Origin of the sequence: Ancylobacter moscoviensis (assembly GCF_007559435.1) — a bacterium.
In the GTDB taxonomy this organism is placed as follows: Bacteria; Pseudomonadota; Alphaproteobacteria; order Rhizobiales; family Xanthobacteraceae; genus Ancylobacter; species Ancylobacter moscoviensis.
Map to the genome: position 1 here is coordinate 601,521 of NZ_VMBP01000001.1, position 19,609 is coordinate 621,129.

17 protein-coding genes are annotated in these 19,609 nt (G+C 69.0%); 9 read left to right on the forward strand and 8 right to left on the reverse strand.

All coding sequences use genetic code 11. The annotated features are described in order from the left end of the window. Window positions 1–8: 8 nt before the first annotated feature. The gene (locus tag FO470_RS02785) at window positions 9–1,238 is read right to left on the reverse strand and encodes a penicillin-binding protein activator (RefSeq protein WP_144341387.1); all 1,230 of its coding nucleotides are present in this window, start codon (window positions 1,236–1,238) and stop codon (window positions 9–11) included. Window positions 1,239–1,477: 239 nt separating this feature from the next. On the opposite strand from FO470_RS02785, the gene rsmI reads away from it, so the two are divergent. From rsmI to gshB, 3 genes are all read left to right on the forward strand, one after another. Then, window positions 1,478–2,383, forward strand: coding sequence for a 16S rRNA (cytidine(1402)-2'-O)-methyltransferase (rsmI, locus tag FO470_RS02790; protein WP_144341388.1), 906 nt, complete (start codon window positions 1,478–1,480; stop codon window positions 2,381–2,383). After that, window positions 2,376–2,747 carry a YraN family protein gene (locus FO470_RS02795; RefSeq protein WP_186291809.1) on the forward strand — a complete coding sequence of 124 codons (372 nt, stop codon included), beginning with the start codon at window positions 2,376–2,378 and terminating at the stop codon, window positions 2,745–2,747. The genes rsmI and FO470_RS02795 overlap by 8 nt, the downstream gene beginning before the upstream one ends. A gap of 134 nt (window positions 2,748–2,881) precedes the next feature. Further along, complete coding sequence (gene gshB / locus FO470_RS02800; protein WP_144341390.1) at window positions 2,882–3,826, forward strand: glutathione synthase; 945 nt, start codon at window positions 2,882–2,884, stop codon at window positions 3,824–3,826. An 87-nt stretch (window positions 3,827–3,913) separates the two neighbouring features. Here gshB and FO470_RS02805 read toward each other — a convergent pair whose 3' ends face one another. The 4 genes from FO470_RS02805 to FO470_RS02820 all read right to left on the reverse strand — a co-directional run bounded on the left by FO470_RS02805 (window position 3,914) and on the right by FO470_RS02820 (window position 7,736). Then, window positions 3,914–4,198 (reverse strand): BQ00720 family protein, encoded by a 285-nt coding sequence (locus tag FO470_RS02805; RefSeq protein ID WP_144341391.1) that lies wholly within the window; start codon window positions 4,196–4,198, stop codon window positions 3,914–3,916. 46 nt (window positions 4,199–4,244) lie between these two features. Next, complete coding sequence (locus tag FO470_RS02810; RefSeq protein WP_144341392.1) at window positions 4,245–4,667, reverse strand: Hsp20 family protein; 423 nt, start codon at window positions 4,665–4,667, stop codon at window positions 4,245–4,247. Window positions 4,668–4,847: 180 nt separating this feature from the next. Next, the gene (gene olsB / locus FO470_RS02815) at window positions 4,848–5,906 is read right to left on the reverse strand and encodes a l-ornithine N(alpha)-acyltransferase (RefSeq protein ID WP_144341393.1); all 1,059 of its coding nucleotides are present in this window, start codon (window positions 5,904–5,906) and stop codon (window positions 4,848–4,850) included. Between the two features lie 297 nt (window positions 5,907–6,203). After that, a complete protein-coding gene (locus tag FO470_RS02820; RefSeq protein WP_144341394.1) occupies window positions 6,204–7,736 on the reverse strand; it encodes a YifB family Mg chelatase-like AAA ATPase in 1,533 nt (510 codons plus the stop codon). A gap of 254 nt (window positions 7,737–7,990) precedes the next feature. Here FO470_RS02820 and FO470_RS02825 point away from each other — a divergent pair, with 254 nt between their 5' ends. From FO470_RS02825 to FO470_RS02850, 6 genes are all read left to right on the forward strand, one after another. Then, on the forward strand, window positions 7,991–8,464 hold the full coding sequence (locus FO470_RS02825; protein ID WP_144341395.1) for a formate dehydrogenase subunit gamma: 474 nt from the start codon (window positions 7,991–7,993) through the stop codon (window positions 8,462–8,464). Beyond that, window positions 8,461–10,020, forward strand: coding sequence for a formate dehydrogenase beta subunit (locus tag FO470_RS02830; protein ID WP_144341396.1), 1,560 nt, complete (start codon window positions 8,461–8,463; stop codon window positions 10,018–10,020). The genes FO470_RS02825 and FO470_RS02830 overlap by 4 nt, the downstream gene beginning before the upstream one ends. Before the next feature lie 14 nt (window positions 10,021–10,034). Beyond that, a complete protein-coding gene (fdhF, locus tag FO470_RS02835) occupies window positions 10,035–12,890 on the forward strand; it encodes a formate dehydrogenase subunit alpha (RefSeq protein WP_144341397.1) in 2,856 nt (951 codons plus the stop codon). A 12-nt stretch (window positions 12,891–12,902) separates the two neighbouring features. After that, entirely contained in the window at window positions 12,903–13,736 is an 834-nt protein-coding gene (gene fdhD / locus FO470_RS02840; RefSeq protein WP_144341398.1) for a formate dehydrogenase accessory sulfurtransferase FdhD, read from the forward strand. Beyond that, on the forward strand, window positions 13,726–14,013 hold the full coding sequence (locus FO470_RS02845; RefSeq protein ID WP_186291810.1) for a formate dehydrogenase subunit delta: 288 nt from the start codon (window positions 13,726–13,728) through the stop codon (window positions 14,011–14,013). Before fdhD ends, FO470_RS02845 begins: the two co-directional genes overlap by 11 nt. Before the next feature lie 255 nt (window positions 14,014–14,268). Further along, a complete protein-coding gene (locus tag FO470_RS02850) occupies window positions 14,269–16,098 on the forward strand; it encodes a monovalent cation:proton antiporter-2 (CPA2) family protein (protein WP_144341399.1) in 1,830 nt (609 codons plus the stop codon). Window positions 16,099–16,125: 27 nt separating this feature from the next. Here FO470_RS02850 and FO470_RS02855 read toward each other — a convergent pair whose 3' ends face one another. The 3 genes from FO470_RS02855 to gnd are packed head-to-tail and all read right to left on the reverse strand — an operon-like array spanning window position 16,126 to window position 19,511. Next, complete coding sequence (locus FO470_RS02855; protein WP_144341400.1) at window positions 16,126–16,974, reverse strand: Cof-type HAD-IIB family hydrolase; 849 nt, start codon at window positions 16,972–16,974, stop codon at window positions 16,126–16,128. Beyond that, a complete protein-coding gene (gene zwf / locus FO470_RS02860; protein WP_144341401.1) occupies window positions 16,971–18,512 on the reverse strand; it encodes a glucose-6-phosphate dehydrogenase in 1,542 nt (513 codons plus the stop codon). Before zwf ends, FO470_RS02855 begins: the two co-directional genes overlap by 4 nt. 15 nt (window positions 18,513–18,527) lie before the next feature. Continuing rightward, entirely contained in the window at window positions 18,528–19,511 is a 984-nt protein-coding gene (gene gnd, locus FO470_RS02865) for a phosphogluconate dehydrogenase (NAD(+)-dependent, decarboxylating) (RefSeq protein ID WP_144341402.1), read from the reverse strand. Between the last annotated feature and the right edge of the window lie 98 nt (window positions 19,512–19,609).

The following is a 19,609-nucleotide window of genomic DNA, read 5'->3' on the forward strand; positions in this document are numbered from 1 at the left end:
GGCCGCCTTCAGGTCGCCTGCGCGAAGCTGCGCGGGGCCGGGCTGACGATCCGCGTCGAACCAGCGGCAATCTGCATCACCGCCAGGCCGCGCTGGTTGGTACCGTCGGCCCGGAAGCGGAAGATCCCGTCGACGCCGCTGAAGCCCGACGGATTCTGGATCGCCGCGTCCGTGATGCCGTTCTCGCCATAGCTGTTGACCAGCGCCGCCATCAGCGACACCGCATCATGGGCGAGGGCGGCGGTGCGCACGGGCTCGCGACCGTAGCGCGCGCGGTAGCGCCAGGCAAACGCGCGGAAACCGGCCGGATCGGGCGCGGCGAAGATGCCGCCATTGAGCGAGGGCGCGGCGAAGAGCTTCGGATCGTCCCACAGGCCGGTGCCGATGAGCTGCTTGCCGGTCAGGTTCACCCCCGCCGCCGCCAGCGCCTGGAGCACCTGAGGCACCGCGTCGGCGGCATCCGGCAGGAACACCGCGTCGGCCTGCACGGCGGAACCGGCAACGCGCCGCGCGGCTTCCGCGTACTGGCCGGGCGCGTAGCGCTCCAGCCCGACGATGCGCCCGCCGACGACCGGCACGGTCTCGCGGAAGGCGGCCTCGACCACCGAGCCGTAGGCGTTGTCCGGCACCAGCCCGACGAAGGAGCGCCGCCCGATGGAGGCGGCGTAGCGGACGCCGCGCTCGACGTCGGTCTGCGGCAGGAAGCTGAGCAGGTAGACGCCCTGCGTGGCGACATTGGTGTCGGTGGAGAAGCCGACCAGCGGCACGCCGCGCTGCCGGGCGACCTGCCCGGCGGCGGCGACGGAATGGGCGAAGAGCGGGCCGATGATGGCGCGCGCGCCCTCGTCCAGCGCCTGCTGGGCGGCCGTCTGCGCGCCCGGGCCGGTGCCGCCGTCATCCTTGACGATCAGCCGCAGCCGGGCGCCGGCGAATTCCGACAGCGCCAGATCCGCCGCGTTCTGCAACGCCTGCGCCACCGTCGCGGCGTTGCCGCTGGCACCGAGCGGCAGGATCAGGCCGATGGGCGTGCCGGTGCCGGGCGCGGTATTGCCGCCGGGCGGCAGGGCCGGGGCGGGAAGCGAGGATTGCGGTGGCGCGACATCAGGGCCCGAGGAGCAGGCGGCGAGCGCCGCCGCGCCGGCCATCACCAGGAAGCCGCGCCGGGTGGCGTTGCGCGCCCGCACGCCCGCTAGCCGTCGTTCTTCGTCGATCGGCCGGGGGAAGTCGTCTTCGCTCATCGTGCTGTATCGCTCATCGCGCCCGGCGTTCGGAGAAAATCGCACGCCCGCCAGCACGACGGGCACCATCGTCCTTTGTAGGACAGAGGGCCTCGCCCTGTCACCGTGCGGGGCGGTCACGATGGATGAATGGCCGACATATCCACGTGTTCACGGAAAGTGTTGGCCGTCGGAAGGCGGGCCTTGTCCCGCACACGGCGCATGACGCGGGAGATGGCGGTCTCTACAATGCCGTCATCATGAATGCCTCCCCTGAGTCTTCCCGCCCCCGCCTCTTCCGCATCGCCGGCCACAGCCTCCCCGCCGCGCGGCCCGAGAGCGGGCTCCACATCGTCGCCACGCCCATCGGCAATCTGGGTGACGTTACGTTGCGGGCGCTGGAAACGCTGGCGGGAGCGGATGTCATCGCCTGCGAGGATACCCGTATCACCCGGCGCCTGCTGGATCGTTACGGTATCGAAACGCCGCTCGTCGCCTATCACGATCACAATGCCGAGCAGACGCGCCCGCGCCTTCTCGCCCGGCTGGCGGAGGGGGCCGTGGTGGCGCAGGTCTCGGACGCCGGCACGCCGCTGGTGTCCGATCCCGGCTACAAGCTGGTCGAGGCGGCATTGGAAGCCGGGTACCGGGTGATTCCTGTCCCCGGCGCGTCGGCGAGCCTTGCCGCGCTGGTGGCGGCGGGGTTGCCGACCGACCGTTTCTTCTTCGAGGGTTTCCTGCCGGCAAAGAGCGGCGCACGGCGCACGCGCATCAGCGAATTGAAGACCTTACCCTCGACGCTGGTCGTCTATGAGAGCGGCCCGCGCCTGCCCGAAAGCCTCGCCGATCTGGCGTCCGGCCTCGGCGCCCGGCCGGCGGCGGTGTGCCGCGAGCTCACCAAGACCTTCGAGGAGGTGCGGCGCGGCCCGCTCGATGCCCTCGCCGCTCACTATGCCGAGGCCGGGCCGCCCAAGGGGGAGATCGTGCTCGTCATCGGACCGCCGCTGGCGGCCGAGTCGAGCGCGGCGGATCTCGATGCCGCGCTGCGCACGGCACTCGCCAGCCTGTCGGTGAAGGACGCGGCGGCAGCGGTGGCGACCGCGACCGGCCTGCCGCGCCGCGCCGTCTATGCCCGCGCGCTCGCCCTGCAGGCCGGCGATGAGTGACACCGGCGAGAAGCGCCGCGCGGCCTTCACGCGCGGGCTCGATGCCGAAGCGGCGGCGGCGGCGCTGTTCGAGGCCGAGGGCTTCACCATTCTGGCGCGCCGCGTGCGCACCCCGCGTGGCGAGATCGACCTCATTGCGCGCCGCGACGGATTGCTGGTGTTCATCGAGGTGAAGGCGCGCACCAGCCTCTATTCCGCCGCCGAATCGATCCTGCCGCGCCAGCGCCGGCGCATCGCCGGAGCGGCGGAGATCTTCCTCGCCCGCAATCCCGAATTCGCCGGGCTCGACATGCGGCTCGACGTGGTGCTGGTCACGCCCAATGCGGCGCCGGTGCACCTGCCCGGCGCCTTCGAGGCGGAATAGCCCGGAACGGCCTCACGTCGACACCGCTCGGTAGCGTCCGGTGCGCGAAGGCGCTACATCAGGCGCAACGCCTCCGGCGCCTCTGTCGCCGGCTTGCATTCCCCGACAGGCATCCCGCCGATACGGAATTTCCCATGAGCCTCAACGTCGCCGTCCAGATGGACCCGATCGACCGCATCAACATTGCGGGCGATTCCACCTTCGCGCTGCTGCTGGAAGCGCAGGCGCGCGGGCACGCGCTCTCCTATTACACCACCGACCGCCTCGCCATGCGCGACGGCGAGCTGTTCGGCACCGTGCAGCCGCTGGAGGTGCGCGACGTGCGGGGCGACCATTTCACGCTCGGCGAGCCTCGCCGCGTGCGGCTCGACAGCTTCGACGTCATCCTGATGCGTCAGGATCCGCCTTTCGACATGCAGTATGTGACGGCCACGCATCTGCTCGAACGGATCCACCCGAAGACGCTGGTGGTGAACGATCCCGCCCATGTGCGCAACGCGCCGGAAAAGATCTTCGTCACCGAGTTCCCGGACCTGATGCCGCCGACGCTGATCACCCGTGACCTCGAGGAGATCAAGGCGTTCCGCGACGAGTTCGGCGACATCGTGGTCAAGCCGCTCTACGGCAATGGCGGCGCGGCGGTTTTCCGGCTGACGCGGGAGGACCTGAACTTCGGTTCGCTCTACGACCTCTTCGCCACCACCTTCCGCGAGCCCTGGGTGGTGCAGCGCTTCCTGCCGGAGGTGAAGCACGGCGACAAGCGCATCATCCTGGTCGATGGCGAGTTCGCCGGGGCGGTCAACCGGGTGCCGAGCGAGGGCGACCTGCGCTCCAACATGGTGCGCGGCGGCGCGGCGAAGGAGACCGATCTGACGGCGCGCGAGCGCGAGATCTGCGAACGGCTCGGCCCCTCGCTGCGCGAAAAGGGTCTGCTCTTCACCGGCATCGACGTGATCGACGGCAACCTGACCGAGATCAACGTCACCTCGCCCACCGGCATCCGCGCCATCCGCCGCCTCGGCGGCCCGGACATCGCGGCGCTGATCTGGGATGTGATCGAGAAGAAGCGTCGCGGCTGAAGGCTCGTTCCGGCTTCAAAACGAAAACGGCACCGCCTCGTCCCCGAAGCGGTGCCGTTACTTTCGTCGGCGTGCTCGCCGCACGGCTCAGTGGAGGCTGAGCGTCACCAGCTCGTTCTGCGCCGCGCTCGCCAGGGCCGCCTCGCGGCTGTCGGTGAGCATGATCGGCGTGCCGTCGGCGGCATGGAGAGTGAAGAGCGTCAGCCCCGGCGCGAGGTGCGCCTGCGGGAAGAGCCCGGCAGCATCCTCGGACCGGATGGTGCGCACATAGGCGATATGCCCGCCGCCCAGATTGGCGAAGGCTTCCGGCGAGAGCGCACCGGCCAGGGCGGAACCCGCCGCGCCGGGATCGAGGTGAAATTCGTTGGTCATGGTCCGCGACTCCTTTCGTAGCTGTCGAGACCGGCTTCGGGCTCCCTCATTCGTCCGTCGCAATAGCGATACGCCGGACGATGCGTTCCGGTTCCGGCCGGACCAGGTCGACCGAGAGAAGTCCGTTCTTCAGATCGGCACCCAGAACCCGCATGCCATCGGCCAGCACGAAGGTGCGCTGGAACTGGCGTGCGGCGATGCCACGGTGAAGATAGACCCGCTCGGGCTCCTCGGCCTGGCGGCCGCGGATGACGAGCTCCTTTTCCTCCACCGTCACCTCGAGCTGCTCGCGGGTGAAACCGGCGACAGCCAGGGTGATGCGGAGCCTTTCCGGCTGGTCCGGAGGCACCACCCGCTCCACATTGTAGGGCGGATAGCCATCCGAACCTTTCATGACGCGGTCGAGCGCTCGCTCGACCTCGTCAAAGCCGAGCAGGAAGGGGCTCGACAGCGAGGGAATGCGCGACATGCTCCCAAAGTCCTCGTCTAGAAGCGACTTTGCGTGTGTGGGACCCCAAGAGAGGCATCCCGTTCCGCTGGGATATGGGCAAGCGGCAGGGGCGACGCAAGACATCGCCGCGCGGGGCCGCTGAAAAAGGCGCGCGCGACGGAACGGCCGGCGAGATTCGGCAGCGTGGTGGGAAAGGGCTCAGGCGGCGTGGCGTTCGCCGTTCACCCCGAAATGGTCGAGATAGCGCGGGTTGATGCGCTCGACCGGCAGCACGATCAGCACGTCGGTGGTGCCGAACTGGCGGTCGACCACCGCGCCGCGGCCGATCTGCGCGCCGAGCCGCAGATAGCCCTTGATCAACGGCGGCAGCTCGTTGAGCGCGGCCTTGGCGTCCAGTCCCTCGACCGGCAGCCGGTCCATCGCCGCGGCGTGGCGCGGCAGCGCGTCGGCCGACCACTCCGGGTCGACCGGGGCGAAATGGTGCAGGAAGGCGAGCGGGCGCGCGAGGCTATCGGGATCGGTGCCTTCCAGGCTGGCGCAGCCGAACATCACGTCGATGCCGTGCCGGCGCACATAGGCCCAGATGCCGTGCCAGAGCAGCTCCACCGTGCGCTTGTTGCGGTAGGAGGAAAGGACGCAGGAGCGGCCGAGCTCCAGGAAGCGCCGGTGCGGGTGGCGTGCCAGCAGCGGCGCGATGTCGAATTCGCCGGCCGTGTAGAAGCCGCCATGGCGGGCGGCGATCTCCTGCCGCAGCAGGCGATAGGTGCCGACGACGCGCGGCACGCGCTTGCCGCGCACCATGCGGCAGGAATCATGGTCGAGCACGAGGAGATGGTCGCAGAAGCCGTCGAAGGCGTCGAAGTCGCGCCGGGCAAGGCGCATGGCGGCGGCCGGGACGGCCGACATCTCCTCGTAGAACACCTCGTAGCGCAGGCGCTGGGCGCGCCGCACATCCGCCGCCGTCACCGCGAGGCGCACCTCCAGCGGCCCGATCCGCCCGAGCGTCTGCGGCCCCCGATCGCTCCGGCTCTCGCGGTGGCGCAGGCCGGAATAGGAACGCAGCGCCGGCATGAAGCGGGAGGGCGCAAATGCGGTGGGCAGGAAAGGGAGCGGCCCGGACTCCGAGGCGCGAGACCCCGGGGTCAGCGATTTGAGCAGGGCGGGAGCGAGGAAACGGGGCTTGAGCAGGGCGCGCAAGGCGGGATGGCCACCGGCAGGGCGTGCCTCGACATTCGCGTCGGCCAGCATCTCGGTCATGGAAAGGCCCCCAAACCTTTGATCCACTATAGCGGCTTCGGATTGGAATCACATCTGTAGGACGCCTATGTGACAGTGCGTCCCGGCCGGGTCTTGCCGGAAAGCAGCGCCTCGACGCGGGAGCACCGGCCGCCCATCAGCCGTAGAGCGAGGGGTGCTTTCGGGGAAAACGTCGGCTCGTGCGGTGGCTTTGCGGCGTCCCCGTCGATCCCGTTTCAAGGCCCGTCTCGGCCATTCCATGTCCGTGGGAAAGCGCGCCGCTGTCCCGGTGGCGCACCCCCCGAGAAGTATCCACCGTCAGGCGGCCGCGGCAGCCCGGTCGGCGGCGGCGCGGTAGGCCAGGGCCTCGGCGAGATGCGTGCGGCCGACCGATTCGGCGCCGGCGAGATCGGCCAGCGTGCGCGCCACCCTCAGCACCCGGTGATAGCCGCGGGCGGAGAGCCGCATGAGCCGCGCGGCGTCGGCGAGCAGCGCCGTGCCGGCTTCGTCCGGCGCGGCGATCGCTTCCAGGATCGGGCCGCTCGCCTCGGCATTGGTGAAGAGGTCCGCCCGGCCCAGCGCCAGATAGCGTTCGCGTTGCAGGCGTCGCGCTTCGGCGACGCGGGCGGCGACCTTCGCGCTCGGCTCGGCAGGCCCCGGCCGCACGAGGTCGATCGCCGCGACGGCCGGCACGTCGAGATGCAGGTCGATCCGGTCGAGGAACGGCCCGGAGAGGCGGGCCTGGTACTCGCTGGCGCAGCGCGGCCCGCGCCGGCAGGTGTGGCCGGGTTCGCCGGCCCGGCCACAGCGGCAGGGATTCATCGCCGCGACGAGCTGGAAACGGGCGGGATAGGCGATGCGGTGATTGGCGCGGGCGATCACCGCATCGCCGGTTTCCAGCGGCTGCCGGAGCGAATCCAGCACCGCCGGCTGGAATTCCGGCAGCTCGTCGAGGAAGAGCACGCCGTTATGGGCGAGCGACACCTCGCCGGGCCGGGCCCGCATGCCGCCGCCGACCATCGCCGCCATACTGGCCGAATGATGCGGGGCGCGGAAGGGGCGCCGGCTGGTGAGCGCCCCGCCCTGCAGCGTGCCGGCGACCGAGGCGATCATCGACACGTCCAGCAGCTCCGCCGGCGAGAGCGGCGGCAGCAGCGACGGCAGGCGCTGCGCCAGCATTGACTTGCCGGCGCCCGGAGGCCCGCAGAGCAGAAGATTGTGCCGGCCGGCGGCGGCGATCTCCAGCGCCCGCTTGGCGACCTCCTGTCCCTTCACCTCGGCGAGATCGGGCAGCGTTCCGCCACCATGCTCGAGCCGGGGCTCCGGCCGGCCGAGCATCTGCCGTCCAGCGAAGTGATTGACGATCTGGATCAGCGAGAGCGGCGCGAGAACCGCCATGTCCGGGCTCGCCCAGGCGGCTTCCGGGCCGCAAGCGGCGGGGCAGATGAGCCCGTGGCCGCGCGCATTGGCGCCCATGGCCGCCGGCAGCACCCCGGCGACCGGGGCCAGCCGCCCGTCGAGCGCGAGTTCGCCCACCACGGTGAAACCGTCCAGCGCGTCGGAGGGCAGCGCCCCGATGGCGGCCATCAGGCCGAGCGCGATGGGCAGGTCGTAATGGCTGCCTTCCTTCGGCAGGTCGGCGGGCGCGAGATTGACGGTGATGCGCTTGGCGGGCAGCGCGAGCCCAGAGGCGATGAGCGCGGCGCGGACCCGCTCCTTGGCCTCGGTGACGGCCTTGTCGGCCAGGCCGACCAGATTGAAGGCCGGCAGCCCGGGGCTTACCTGCACCTGAACGTCAACGGGGCGCGCCTCGACGCCCTCGAACGCCACCGTCGCCACGCGCTGGACCATGCCGCGCCCCCGTTTCGCCCCGGCGAGATCCGCTTCCGCCACGAGGAACGTAGCGGACTACCGCCATACGTCAAGAACATTTGAAGAACAAATTCGGGGCATGCCGCAGCGGCAGCCTCATTTCCACATGTGCGACTCAGCGGCTCATTGACGATAGAAGAATTCTATCAAGGCACGGAACACCTGAATTGATTTCGGTTTCGCCGCGTATGATCCTTTCCTTTGGAAAATTCTAAAAGAAGGCCCGGGAGAAAATGCCGCATTACGAACCCTGGAGCGACGAGCGCGCCCGCGCGGTGATCGAGGAGTTCTCTCACCTCGAAGGCCCGCTCATGCCGATGCTCCATGCGGTGCAGGAAACCTTCGGCCATGTGCCGGACGCGGTCGTGCCGATGCTGGCCGAGATGCTGAACATCTCCCGCGCCGAAGTGCATGGCGTCGTGACCTTCTATCATGATTTCCGCCACGAGCCGGCCGGCCACCACGTGCTGAAGCTGTGCCGCGCCGAGGCGTGCCAGGCGGCGGGCGGCGATGCGCTGGCCGATCACGCCGAGCACCGGCTGGGCTGCAAGCTCGGCGAGACGACGGCCGATGGCCGCGTCACCGTGGAGCCGATCTACTGCCTCGGCCTGTGCGCGACCGCGCCGTCCGCCATGCTGGACGGCAAGATCGTGGCCCGGCTCAACGAGCGTCGCCTCGACGCGCTGATCGCGGAGGCGCAGTCGTGACCATTCGTATCTACGTTCCCAAGGACGCCTGTGCCATCGCCTGCGGTGCTGATGAGGTGGTGGAGGCCATCGAGGCCGCCGCCCGCAAGCGCCAGCAGCCGGTCGAGATCGTGCGCAACGGCTCGCGCGGCATGCTGTGGCTGGAGCCGCTGGTGGAGGTCGTGACCGCCGAGGGGCGGATCGGCTACGGCCCGGTCGAGGCCGGGGATGTCGAGGGTTTGTTCGAGGCCGGTTTCCTCACCGGCGGCGCGCACGGCCTGCGCATCGGCAAGCCGGAGGAGCATCCCTTCCTCGCCAAGCAGACGCGCCTCACCTTCGCGCGCTGCGGCATCATCGATCCGGCCTCCTATACCGATTACCGCGCCCATGGCGGCTATCGCGGGCTGGAGCGCGCGCTGCAGCTCGGCCCGGCGGAGATCATCGAGGAAGTCAAGAAGTCCGGCCTGCGCGGCCGCGGCGGCGCCGGCTTCCCGACCGCCATCAAGTGGAAGACGGTGGCCGACGCCAAGGCGGAACGGAAGTACATCGTCTGCAATGCCGACGAGGGCGATAGCGGCACCTTCGCCGATCGCATGATCATGGAAGGCGACCCCTTCGAGCTGATCGAGGGCATGACCATCGCCGGCATCGCGGTGGGCGCCACCAAGGGCTTCGTCTACACCCGCTCGGAATATCCCCACGCCATCTGGGCGATGGAGAAGGCGATCGAGGTGGCGCGGGCGCACGGCATGCTCGGCGTCAACATCGCCGGCTCGCAGTACAGCTTCGACATGGAAGTGCGCATGGGCGCGGGCGCCTATGTGTGCGGCGAGGAGACGGCGCTGCTCGATAGTCTCGAGGGCAAGCGCGGCACGGTGCGCGCCAAGCCGCCGCTGCCGGCCCACAAGGGCCTGTTCCAGAAGCCGACCGTCATCAACAACGTGCTCTCGCTGACCGCCGTGCCGCATATCCTGGCCGATGGCGGCGAGTTCTACGCCAATTTCGGCATGGGGCGCTCGCGCGGCACCATGCCGATCCAGATCGCCGGCAATGTGAAGTTCGGCGGCCTGTTCGAGACCGCCTTCGGCATCACGCTCGGCGAGCTGATCAACGACATCGGCGGCGGCACCGCCTCGGGCCGTCCGGTCAAGGCGGCGCAGGTGGGCGGCCCGCTCGGCGCCTATGTGCCGACCTGGCAGTTCGACCTGCCCTTCGACTACGAGTCCTTCGCGGCGAAGGACGCGCTGATCGGCCATGGCGGCATCGTGGTGTTCGACGAGAGCGCCGACATGGCCAAGATGGCGCGTTTCGCCATGGAGTTCTGCTCGGTCGAGAGCTGCGGCAAGTGCACGCCCTGCCGCATCGGCTCGACGCGCGGCGTCGAATTGATGGACCGGATCATGGCCGGCGAGCGCCGCGAGGCCAATCTCGCGACGCTGACCGACCTTTGCCAGACCATGAAGCTTGGATCGCTCTGCGCCCTTGGCGGGTTTACCCCCTATCCGGTGCTGAGCGCGATGAACCATTTCCCCGAGGATTTCGGTGCCCCGCCGCACCGCCTCGAAGCCGCTGAATGAGGAGGACGCTACGCATGTCCCTCGTCCATGAGATCGACTACGGAACGCCCGCCCCGAAGACCGACGCGCTGGTGACGCTCACCATTGACGGCATGGAAGTGACGGTGCCCGAGGGTACCTCCATCATGCGCGCGGCGATGGAGATGGGGACGCAGATCCCCAAGCTCTGCGCCACCGACAGCCTGGAGGCGTTCGGTTCCTGCCGCCTCTGCCTGATCGAGATCGAGGGCCGCAACGGCACGCCCGCCTCCTGCACCACGCCGGTGGCGCCGGGCATCAAGGTCCACACCCAGACCCCGCGCCTGGCGCAGCTGCGCAAGGGCGTGATGGAGCTCTACATCTCCGACCACCCGCTGGACTGCCTGACCTGCGCGGCGAACGGCGACTGCGAGCTGCAGGACATGGCCGGCGCGGTCGGCCTGCGCGAGGTGCGCTACGGCATGGAGGGCGCGAACCATTTCGCCCCCACCTCCGAGTTCGTGTTGCCGAAGGACGAGTCGAACCCCTATTTCACTTATGACCCGGCCAAGTGCATCGTCTGCAATCGCTGCGTGCGCGCCTGCGAGGAAGTGCAGGGCACCTTCGCTCTGACGATTTCCGGCCGCGGCTTCGATTCCCGCGTGTCGCCCGGCCAGTCGGAAGCCTTCCTGACCTCCGAATGCGTCTCCTGCGGCGCCTGCGTGCAGGCCTGCCCGACGGCGACGCTGTCCGAGAAGCGCCTCATCGAGATCGGCACGCCCGAGCACTCGGTGGTCACCACCTGCGCCTATTGCGGCGTCGGCTGCACCTTCAAGGCGGAGATGCGCGGCCAGGAAGTGGTGCGCATGGTGCCGTGGAAGGACGGCAAGGCCAATCGCGGCCATAGCTGCGTGAAGGGCCGCTTCGCCTGGGGTTACGCCACCCATCAGGACCGCATCACCAAGCCGATGATCCGCGCCAAGGTCACCGACCCGTGGCGGGAGGTGTCGTGGGAGGAGGCGATCGCCCACACCGCTTCCGAGCTGAAGCGCATCCAGGATGCCTATGGCCGCAAGGCGGTGGGCGGCATCACCTCCTCGCGCTGCACCAACGAGGAAGCCTATCTCGTCCAGAAGATCATCCGCGCCGGCTTCGGCACCAACAATGTCGACACCTGCGCGCGCGTCTGCCACTCGCCGACCGGCTACGGCCTGAACCAGGCCTTCGGCACCTCGGCCGGCACGCAGGACTTCGACTCGGTCGAGGATTCCGACGTCATCCTCGTCATCGGCGCCAACCCGACCGACGGGCACCCGGTGTTCGGCTCGCGCATGAAGAAGCGGCTGCGCCAGGGTGCCAGGCTGATCGTCATCGATCCCCGCCGCATCGACCTCGTGCGTTCGCCTCATATCAAGGCGGACTTCCACCTGCCGCTGCAGCCGGGCACCAACGTCGCCGTCGTCACCGCGCTGGCGCATGTCGTCGTCACCGAGGGTCTGGTGAACGAGGACTATGTCCGCCAGTTCTGCGACTGGGACGAGTTCCAGGACTGGGCGGAGTTCGTGGCCGACAAGCGCCACTCGCCCGAGGAAGTCGAGAAGCTCTCCGGCGTGCCGGCCGAGCTGATCCGCGGCGCTGCCCGGCTCTATGCCACCGGCGGCAACGCGGCCATCTATTACGGCCTCGGCGTCACCGAGCACAGCCAAGGCTCCACCACCGTCATGGCCATCGCCAACCTCGCCATGGCGACCGGCAATATCGGCCGTCGCGGCGTCGGTGTGAACCCGCTGCGCGGCCAGAACAACGTGCAGGGCTCCTGCGACATGGGCTCGTTCCCGCACGAGCTGCCGGGCTACCGCCACATCTCCGACGACGCCACCCGCGCGACGTTCGAGGCCATGTGGGGTCGCCCGCTCGATCCCGAGCCCGGCCTGCGCATCCCGAACATGCTGGACGCGGCCGTCGACGGCACCTTCAAGGCGATCTACATCCAGGGCGAGGACATCCTCCAGTCCGACCCGGACACCAAGCATGTCGCCTCGGGTCTCGCGGCGATGGAGCTGGTCATCGTGCAGGACCTGTTCCTGAACGAGACCGCCAACTACGCCCATGTCTTCCTGCCGGGCTGCACCTTCCTCGAGAAGGACGGCACCTTCACCAATGCCGAGCGCCGCATCCAGCTCGTGCGCAAGGTGATGGCGCCGAAGAACGGCTATGGCGACTGGGAAGTCACCCAGATGCTGGCGCAGGCCATCGGCCTCGACTGGAACTACACCCACCCCTCGCAGATCATGGACGAGATCGCCGCGCTGACCCCGACCTTCGCCGGCGTGTCGTTCAAGAAGCTCGACGAGATGGGCTCGGTGCAGTGGCCGTGCAACGACGCCAACCCCGAGGGCATGCCGATCATGCACATCGGCGGCTTCGCGCGCGGCAAGGGTAAGTTCGTCGTCACCGAATACGTGCCGACCGACGAGCGCTCCGGCGCCCGCTTCCCGCTGCTGCTCACCACCGGCCGCATCCTCAGCCACTACAATGTCGGTGCGCAGACCCGCCGCACCGAGAACGTGGCCTGGCATCCGGAGGACGTGCTGGAGATCCACCCGCACGACGCCGAGCAGCGCGGCGTGCGGGACGGCGACTGGGTGCGCATCGACAGCCGGGCGGGCTCCACGACGCTGCGCGCGGAGATCACCGACCGCGTGGCGCCGGGCGTCGTCTACACCACCTTCCACCACCCGGGCACGCAGGCGAACGTCGTGACCACCGACTTCTCCGACTGGGCGACCAACTGCCCGGAGTTCAAGGTCACGGCGGTGCAGATCGCCCGCTCGAACGGCCCGTCCGAGTGGCAGGAGGACTATGACGACTTCGCCCGCCAGAGCCGTCGCATCGCCGTCGCGGCGGAGTGAGCGGAGGGCCCGATGATCCCGCCGGTCGTCCGTGTCGCGCGCCTTGCCGTCGTTTCTTCGGGAGCGAAGGCGGGCGAGCGGGCGATCCCCGAGGAGACGCCCGTCGCCATCGTCCATAACGGCTCCACCTATGCCGTGATGATGGCGACCCCTAGCGACCTCGAGGATTTCGGCTACGGCTTCAGCCTCACCGAGGGCGTCATTGGCGATCTCGCCGATGTCGAATCCATCGAGACGCTGGAGTTCGAGGAAGGCGTCGAGATCCGCCTCTGGCTCAACCAAGAGCGTGCCGGCGAGCAGGTGGCGCGCCGCCGCCAGATCGCAGGGCCCACGGGCTGCGGCCTGTGCGGGGTGGAAAGCCTGGAACTTGCCGTCAAGCCGGCGCGGGCCGTGGGCGAGGGGCGGAGCTTCACGGCGGCGGACATCTCCCGCGCGGTGGCGTCGCTGCCGCCCGCCCAACTGCTCAACCATGAAACCCGCGCGGTGCACGCCGCCGCCTTCTGGGAGCCGGAGGCCGGGCTGGTGGCGGTGCGCGAGGATGTCGGGCGCCACAACGCGCTCGACAAGCTGGTCGGCCATCTCGTCCGGCAAGGCCGCGCGGCGGCATCGGGCATCGTGCTGCTGACCAGCCGCGTGTCGATCGAGATGGTGCAGAAGACCGCCATGCTCGGCGCGCAGGTGCTGGTCGCGGTTTCCGCGCCGACCGCTCTCGCCGTCCGCACGGCAGAGGCCGCCGGCATCACGCTGGTGGCCATCGCCCGTGACGACGGCTTCGAAGTGTTTACCCACCCCCATCGCATCGTGCTTGGCGGGGCAGAACAGGAGCGTATCGCCCATGTCGGCTAATACGATGGAGCGCCTTGTCTACATGGCGAACCAGATCGGCAAGTTCTTCGAGCCGCAGGGCCACGAGAAGTCCGTGAAGGGCGTCGCCAAGCACATCAAGGATTTCTGGGATCCGCGCATGCGCGCGCGCATGGAAGATCACATCGCGGCGGGCGGCGAGGGCCTGACGCCGGCGGTGTTCGAGGCGCTGAAGACCCTGCCGCCCGTGAGCCGCGATACCATTCCGGCTCCGCACCCGACCCTGAACCCGCCGGGGCCGACCGCTCACCATCACTGAGCGTCCCCCTTTCTGACTGCCGCAAAGCCGGCGCGTGGCAAGCGCGCCGGCTTTGTCGTGTCCGGCAGGCGCCGCGGCGAGCCGGCCATCTGCCGCTAGGTCATGTGCGTCATCGCCTTTCCCCGACGGGAAAATTCTTCCGAAATGCCCGGCTCCGGCGTGATTCGTCGCGAATCGACCACGCTTCCGCCATGCGTGAGCGGCATCCGATCCTGTAGCTTGAGGTCGGGCGGTACCAGCCGAGGTCGGGGACAGATGCAGAGCGACGGACACGCATTGCTGCTCGGGGCGCTGGTCTTCCTCGCCACGGCCGTCGTCGCCGTGCCCATCGCGCGGCGGCTCGGTCTGTCGCCGATCGTCGGCTACATCCTCGCAGGGGTGGCCATCGGACCTTCCGGCATCGGCATCTTCCACGATCCCGAGCGCATCATCACCGTGGCCGAGATCGGCGTGGTGCTGCTGCTCTTCATCATCGGTCTGGAGCTCCAGTTCTCCCGCCTGCTGGCGCTGCGCCGCGCCATCTTCGGCCTCGGCACGGCGCAACTCATCTTCAGCGGCGCCGCCATCGCCGTGCTGACGCATTATGCCGGCAACGGCTTCGACTGGCGCGCCTCGCTGGTGGCGGGCCTTGCGCTGGCGCTCTCGGCCACCTCCATCGCGCTGCAGCTGCTGGAGGAGAAGCGCGGGCTCTCCCAGCCTTACGGCCAGCGGGCCTTCGGCGTGCTGCTGTTCCAGGACATGGCGGTGGTGCCGCTGCTTGCCTTCCTGCCGCTGCTCGCCCGAGGCACCCATGAGGAGAGCACCTTCGCCGAATCGGCGCTGCATGTCGCCATCATCGTCGGCGCGCTCATCCTGATCATCGCCATCGGGCGCTACATGCTCACGCCCTTCTTCCGCATCCTCGCGCGCTCGGGCGCGCGCGAGGTGATGACGGCCGCCGCCCTGCTCGTCGTGCTGGGGGCGGGCACGCTGATGGCGGCGACGGGCATGTCGATGGCGCTCGGCGCCTTCCTCGCCGGCGTCATGCTGTCGGAATCGAACTTCCGCCATGAGCTGGAAGCCAATATTGACGCCTTTCGCGGCCTGCTGATCGCGCTGTTCTTCATGGGCGTCGGCATGTCCATGAATCTCGGCGTGGTGCTCGCCAACGCGCCGCTGCTGATCGCCGGCACGCTGCTGGTGACGGTGGTGAAGGCGGTTTCCGTGTGGGCGGTGTTCCGTGTCTCCGACGGCACGCGGGCGGACGCCGTGCGCTCCGCTTCGGTGCTTACCCCGGCCGGCGAGTTCTCCTTCGTGCTCTTTCCGCTCGCCCTCGGGCTGGGACTGATCAATGCCCGCCAGAGCGATATGCTGGCGGCCTGCGCGGCCATGACCATGCTCCTCGGCCCGCCGGTGGCGCTGATTGGCGAACGCCTCGCCCGCCGGCTGGAGCGACGCCCCGCCGATCCGCCCAAGGAGGATTTCTCCGATGCCCATGGCTCGGTGCTGGTGGTCGGTTTCGGCCGCTTCGGCCAGATCGCTTCGCAGTGCCTGCTGGCGCAGGGGCTGGAAGTCACCATCATCGACAACGATGTCGAGATGATCCAGAGCGCCGGCCGCTTCGGCTTCCGCATCTATTACGGCGACGGCACGCGGCTCGACGTGCTGCGCGCCGCCGGCGCGGAGCGGGCGCAGGTCGTCGCCATCTGTGTCGACCGGCGCGACACCGCCGACCGCATCGTGGCGATCATGCAGGCCAACATGCCCGGCGTGCGCCTGCATGTGCGCGCCTATGACCGCAACCATTCGGTGGCGCTGCGGACGCAAGGCGTCGACTACGAGATCCGCGAGACCTTCGAATCCGCGCTCAGCTTCGGCGAGGCGACGCTACGCGCCAACGGCATCGACGCCGCGACTGCGCAGGCGACGGTGACGGATGTGCGCCAGCGCGATCTCGAGCGGCTCAGCCGCCAGCTCGCCGAGGGCGAGGATCGCGGGCCGATCCCGATCGAGCCGGAGCCGCTGGTGCCGCCGGAGCGCAGCGCCCGTCCGCTCAATCCCGAGGCGGAGGACGTGCTCAAGCACGAGACCGAGTTCTCGTCCTGAGTATGTAGCGGGTAATTCGCCGGCAAATTATCCGGCGCGGGGAAGCACGAACTGCTCGATCGCGTGGGCGACGCCGTTCTCGTCATTGCTCACTGAGACGAAGTCGGCTTGCTCCTTCACCTCCGCCGCGGCGTTGCCCATGGCGATGCGCAGGCCGGCGACGGCGAACATCGGCAGGTCGTTGGCCATGTCGCCGATGACCGCCACCTCGTCCATCGGCACGCCGAAATGCCGGGCGAAGGCGCGCGCCGCATAGCCCTTGTCGGTGCCGGGGGGCGTGAGGTCGAGATATTTGGCCTGCGAACGCCGCGCCGTCGCGCCCGCGCCGACCAGCGCCTGCAGCTCCGGCTCGCTTTCCGCCAGCATGTCGAAATCGGTCGAGGAGAAGACCAGCTTGCCGGCGCGGGCGATGTGGTCGCCGAACTCCGCCACCACGGTGGGCTGGAACGCCACGGTGCGGATCTCGCTGGCGACATAGGCGTTGCCGGGGTCGGTGATGAACCATTCGTCGTCGGCGAACACCCAGACATAGGCGCCGCGCGGCGCCATCATCTCGATGCCCTTGCGGGCGGCTTCCGCCGCCACGAAGTGCTGCTCCACCGGCGTGAAGTCGCCACGCTGGATGGAGCCGCCGTTGAAGCCGCCGAACAGGTCGAGCTTCAACGCCTCGACCAGGATCCTCATGCCGCGCGGCGGGCGGGCGGAGACGGCGGCGAAGGCGACGCCGGCCTCGCGCAGGCGCCGCACGGCTTCGACCGTGGTAGGAGTGACCTGCTTTTCCTTGTTCACCAGCGTGCCGTCGACGTCCGACACCATGAGCCGGATGCGGCCCGAGGGCGTGTGCTTCGCGGCGGGCGAGGCGTCGGTTGCGGTCATCGGCGTTCCCTTTCGAGCGGCAGCCACTGGAAGCCATCCTGCGCCAGCATCACGTCGGCCATGGCCGGGCCGTTGGAGCCGGCGGAATAGAACTGCACCTCGTCCTCGCCTCCCGACACCGCCTCGATGATCGGCTCGACGGCCTCCCATCCGGCCTCGATGGTATCGGCGCGCTGGAACAGCGTCGGGTCGCCGCACAGGCAGTCATAGATCAGCGTCTCATAGCCGGTGCTTGGGGCCGCCTTGAAGTAGTCGGCGTATTTGAAGTCCATCTCCACCTCGGAGAGCTTGACCTTGCGGCCCGGCACCTTGGCGGCGAAGCGCAGCGAGACCCCCTCGTCGGGCTGGACGTGGATCACCATCAGATTGGGCTTGAGCGCGGTGGGCAGGTGGCGGAACAGCACGCCCGGCGCCCGCTTGAACTGGATGGCGATCTCGGTGCGCCGCACCGCCAGCGCCTTGCCGGTGCGGACATAGAAGGGCACGCCGTTCCAGCGCCACGAGTCGACGAAGCACTTGAGCGCCACATAGGTCTCGGTGCGGCTTTCGGGATCGACGTCCTTCTCCGCCCGATAGTCCCGCACCGCCTGTCCGTTGACGAAGCCGGCGCGGTACTGGCCGCGCACCGCCGCGCCGATGGCATCGTTCGGGCGCATATGGCGGATCGCCTCGATCACCTTGGTCTTTTCGGTGCGTACGGCGTCGGCGTCGAAGGAGTTCGGCGGCTCCATCGCGGTCATGGCGAGGAGCTGGAACATGTGGTTCGGCACCATGTCGCGCAGCGCGCCGGTGGCGTCGTAGAAGCGCCCGCGCTGCTCCACCGTCACCGTCTCGGCGGCGGTGATCTGCACGTGGTCGATATATTCCTTGCTCCAGATCGGCTCGAAGATGCCGTTGCCGAAGCGCAGCGCCATCATGTTCTGGACCGTTTCCTTGCCGAGGAAATGGTCGATCCGGTAGATCTGCCGCTCGTCGGCGACGGCGAGCAGGCGCCGGTTCAGCGCCCGCGCCGAGGGAAGATCGGTGCCGAAGGGCTTCTCCACCACGACATGGCGGAAGGTCTCCGGCTCCTCCTTCAGCAGGCCGGCGGCACCGAGCTGTTCGGAGATGGTGGCAAAGAAGCGCGGCGCGACGGCGAGGTAGAAGACGGCGTTGCCGGTCTGCTGCCGGCGCCGCTCCAGCCGCTCGCGGATGCGCCCGTAGGTAGCGGGATCCTCGAAGTCGCCGGCGACATAGCCGATGCGGCTGATGAGCCACTTCCAAGTCTCGCCCTCGGTGTCGAGATGACCCGGCAGGTTCGCCACCTCGTCGGTGAGATAGGCGCGGTAGTCCTCCTCGCTCTGCTCCACGCGGTCGACGCCGACGATGGCGAAGTCGTCGACCAGCACGCCCTCATTGGCGAGGTTGTAGAGCGAGGGGAGCAGCAGGCGCTTGGTGAGGTCGCCGGAGGCGCCGAAGATGAAGAAGGTCGAGGCCGGCGCCGGCGCCGTGTCCGGCGCCAGCACCTTCTGGCCGAGAACGACGGTCTCGCTTCCCATGAACGCGCCCGCCGCTCACTTGCCGTTCTTGAATTCGGTATGGCCGCCGAACTGGAAGCGCATGGCGGAAAGCAGCTTCTCGCTGAAGGTGTGGTCCTGGCGCGAGCGGAAGCGGGTATAGAGCGCCGCCGAGAGCACCTCGGCCGATACCGCCTCCTCGATCGCCGCCATCACCGTCCAGCGGCCCTCGCCGGAATCGGCGACCTCGCCGGGATAGTCGCCGAGCGTCTCGTCCTTGGCGAGCGCGATCGAGGTGAGGTCCAGCAGCCAGGAGGAGACGACGCTGCCGCGCCGCCACACCTCGGCGATGTCCGCCATGTCGAGCGTGAAGCGCTCGTTCGCCGGCAGCGCCTCGGACTTCTTGTTCTTGAGGATGTCGAAGCCTTCCGCGTAGGCCTGCATCAGGCCGTACTCGATGCCGTTATGGACCATCTTCACGAAATGGCCCGAGCCAGCCGGCCCGCAATGCATGTAGCCCTGCTCGACCCGCAGATCGCGCCCCTCGCGGCTGGGGGTGAGCGGAATGTCGCCGCGTCCGGGAGCGAGAGCGGCGAAGATCGGGTCGAGCCGGTCGACCGCTTCCTTCACGCCGCCGATCATCATGCAGTAGCCGCGCTCCAGGCCCCAGACGCCGCCGGAGGTGCCGACGTCGATGTAATGGATGCCCTTGGGCTCCAGCTCGGCGGCGCGGCGGATGTCATCCTTGTAGAAGCTGTTGCCGCCGTCGATGATCGCGTCGCCCGGCGACAGAAGTCCGGCGAGCGTGGCGATGGTGCCCTCGGTCGGTCCGCCGGCGGGCAGCATCACCCAGACGGCGCGGGGGGCGTCGAGCTTGGCGACAAGGTCGGCCAGGTCGCCCGCAGGGCGGCTGCCCTCGGCGCCCAGCTCCTTCACGGCGGCTTCGTTGCGGTCCCAGACCACGCAGTCGTGGCCAGCTTTGGTGAGCCGGCGCGCGATGTTTCCGCCCATACGGCCGAGGCCGACGATTCCAAGCTGCATTGATTCTCCTCCCGAGCGCGCGCCAGCCGCCTGCGGAGATGCCGCATCTCCGCGCCGGCGCCGTCACATCCACGTCGAACGTTTAGCGCAAGCCTATG

Excerpts from the sequence above, each read along its gene's own strand:
- FO470_RS02785 (WP_144341387.1), bottom strand. The coding sequence starts at position 1,238 with ATGAGCGAAGACGACTTCCCCCGGCCGATCGACGAAGAACGACGGCTA.
- rsmI (WP_144341388.1), top strand. The coding sequence starts at position 1,478 with ATGAATGCCTCCCCTGAGTCTTCCCGCCCCCGCCTCTTCCGCATCGCC.
- FO470_RS02795 (WP_186291809.1), top strand. The coding sequence starts at position 2,376 with ATGAGTGACACCGGCGAGAAGCGCCGCGCGGCCTTCACGCGCGGGCTC.
- gshB (WP_144341390.1), top strand. The coding sequence starts at position 2,882 with ATGAGCCTCAACGTCGCCGTCCAGATGGACCCGATCGACCGCATCAAC.
- FO470_RS02805 (WP_144341391.1), bottom strand. The coding sequence starts at position 4,198 with ATGACCAACGAATTTCACCTCGATCCCGGCGCGGCGGGTTCCGCCCTG.
- FO470_RS02810 (WP_144341392.1), bottom strand. The coding sequence starts at position 4,667 with ATGTCGCGCATTCCCTCGCTGTCGAGCCCCTTCCTGCTCGGCTTTGAC.
- olsB (WP_144341393.1), bottom strand. The coding sequence starts at position 5,906 with ATGACCGAGATGCTGGCCGACGCGAATGTCGAGGCACGCCCTGCCGGT.
- FO470_RS02820 (WP_144341394.1), bottom strand. The coding sequence starts at position 7,736 with ATGGTCCAGCGCGTGGCGACGGTGGCGTTCGAGGGCGTCGAGGCGCGC.
- FO470_RS02825 (WP_144341395.1), top strand. The coding sequence starts at position 7,991 with ATGCCGCATTACGAACCCTGGAGCGACGAGCGCGCCCGCGCGGTGATC.
- fdhF (WP_144341397.1), top strand. The coding sequence starts at position 10,035 with ATGTCCCTCGTCCATGAGATCGACTACGGAACGCCCGCCCCGAAGACC.
- fdhD (WP_144341398.1), top strand. The coding sequence starts at position 12,903 with ATGATCCCGCCGGTCGTCCGTGTCGCGCGCCTTGCCGTCGTTTCTTCG.
- FO470_RS02845 (WP_186291810.1), top strand. The coding sequence starts at position 13,726 with ATGTCGGCTAATACGATGGAGCGCCTTGTCTACATGGCGAACCAGATC.
- FO470_RS02850 (WP_144341399.1), top strand. The coding sequence starts at position 14,269 with ATGCAGAGCGACGGACACGCATTGCTGCTCGGGGCGCTGGTCTTCCTC.
- FO470_RS02855 (WP_144341400.1), bottom strand. The coding sequence starts at position 16,974 with ATGACCGCAACCGACGCCTCGCCCGCCGCGAAGCACACGCCCTCGGGC.
- zwf (WP_144341401.1), bottom strand. The coding sequence starts at position 18,512 with ATGGGAAGCGAGACCGTCGTTCTCGGCCAGAAGGTGCTGGCGCCGGAC.
- gnd (WP_144341402.1), bottom strand. The coding sequence starts at position 19,511 with ATGCAGCTTGGAATCGTCGGCCTCGGCCGTATGGGCGGAAACATCGCG.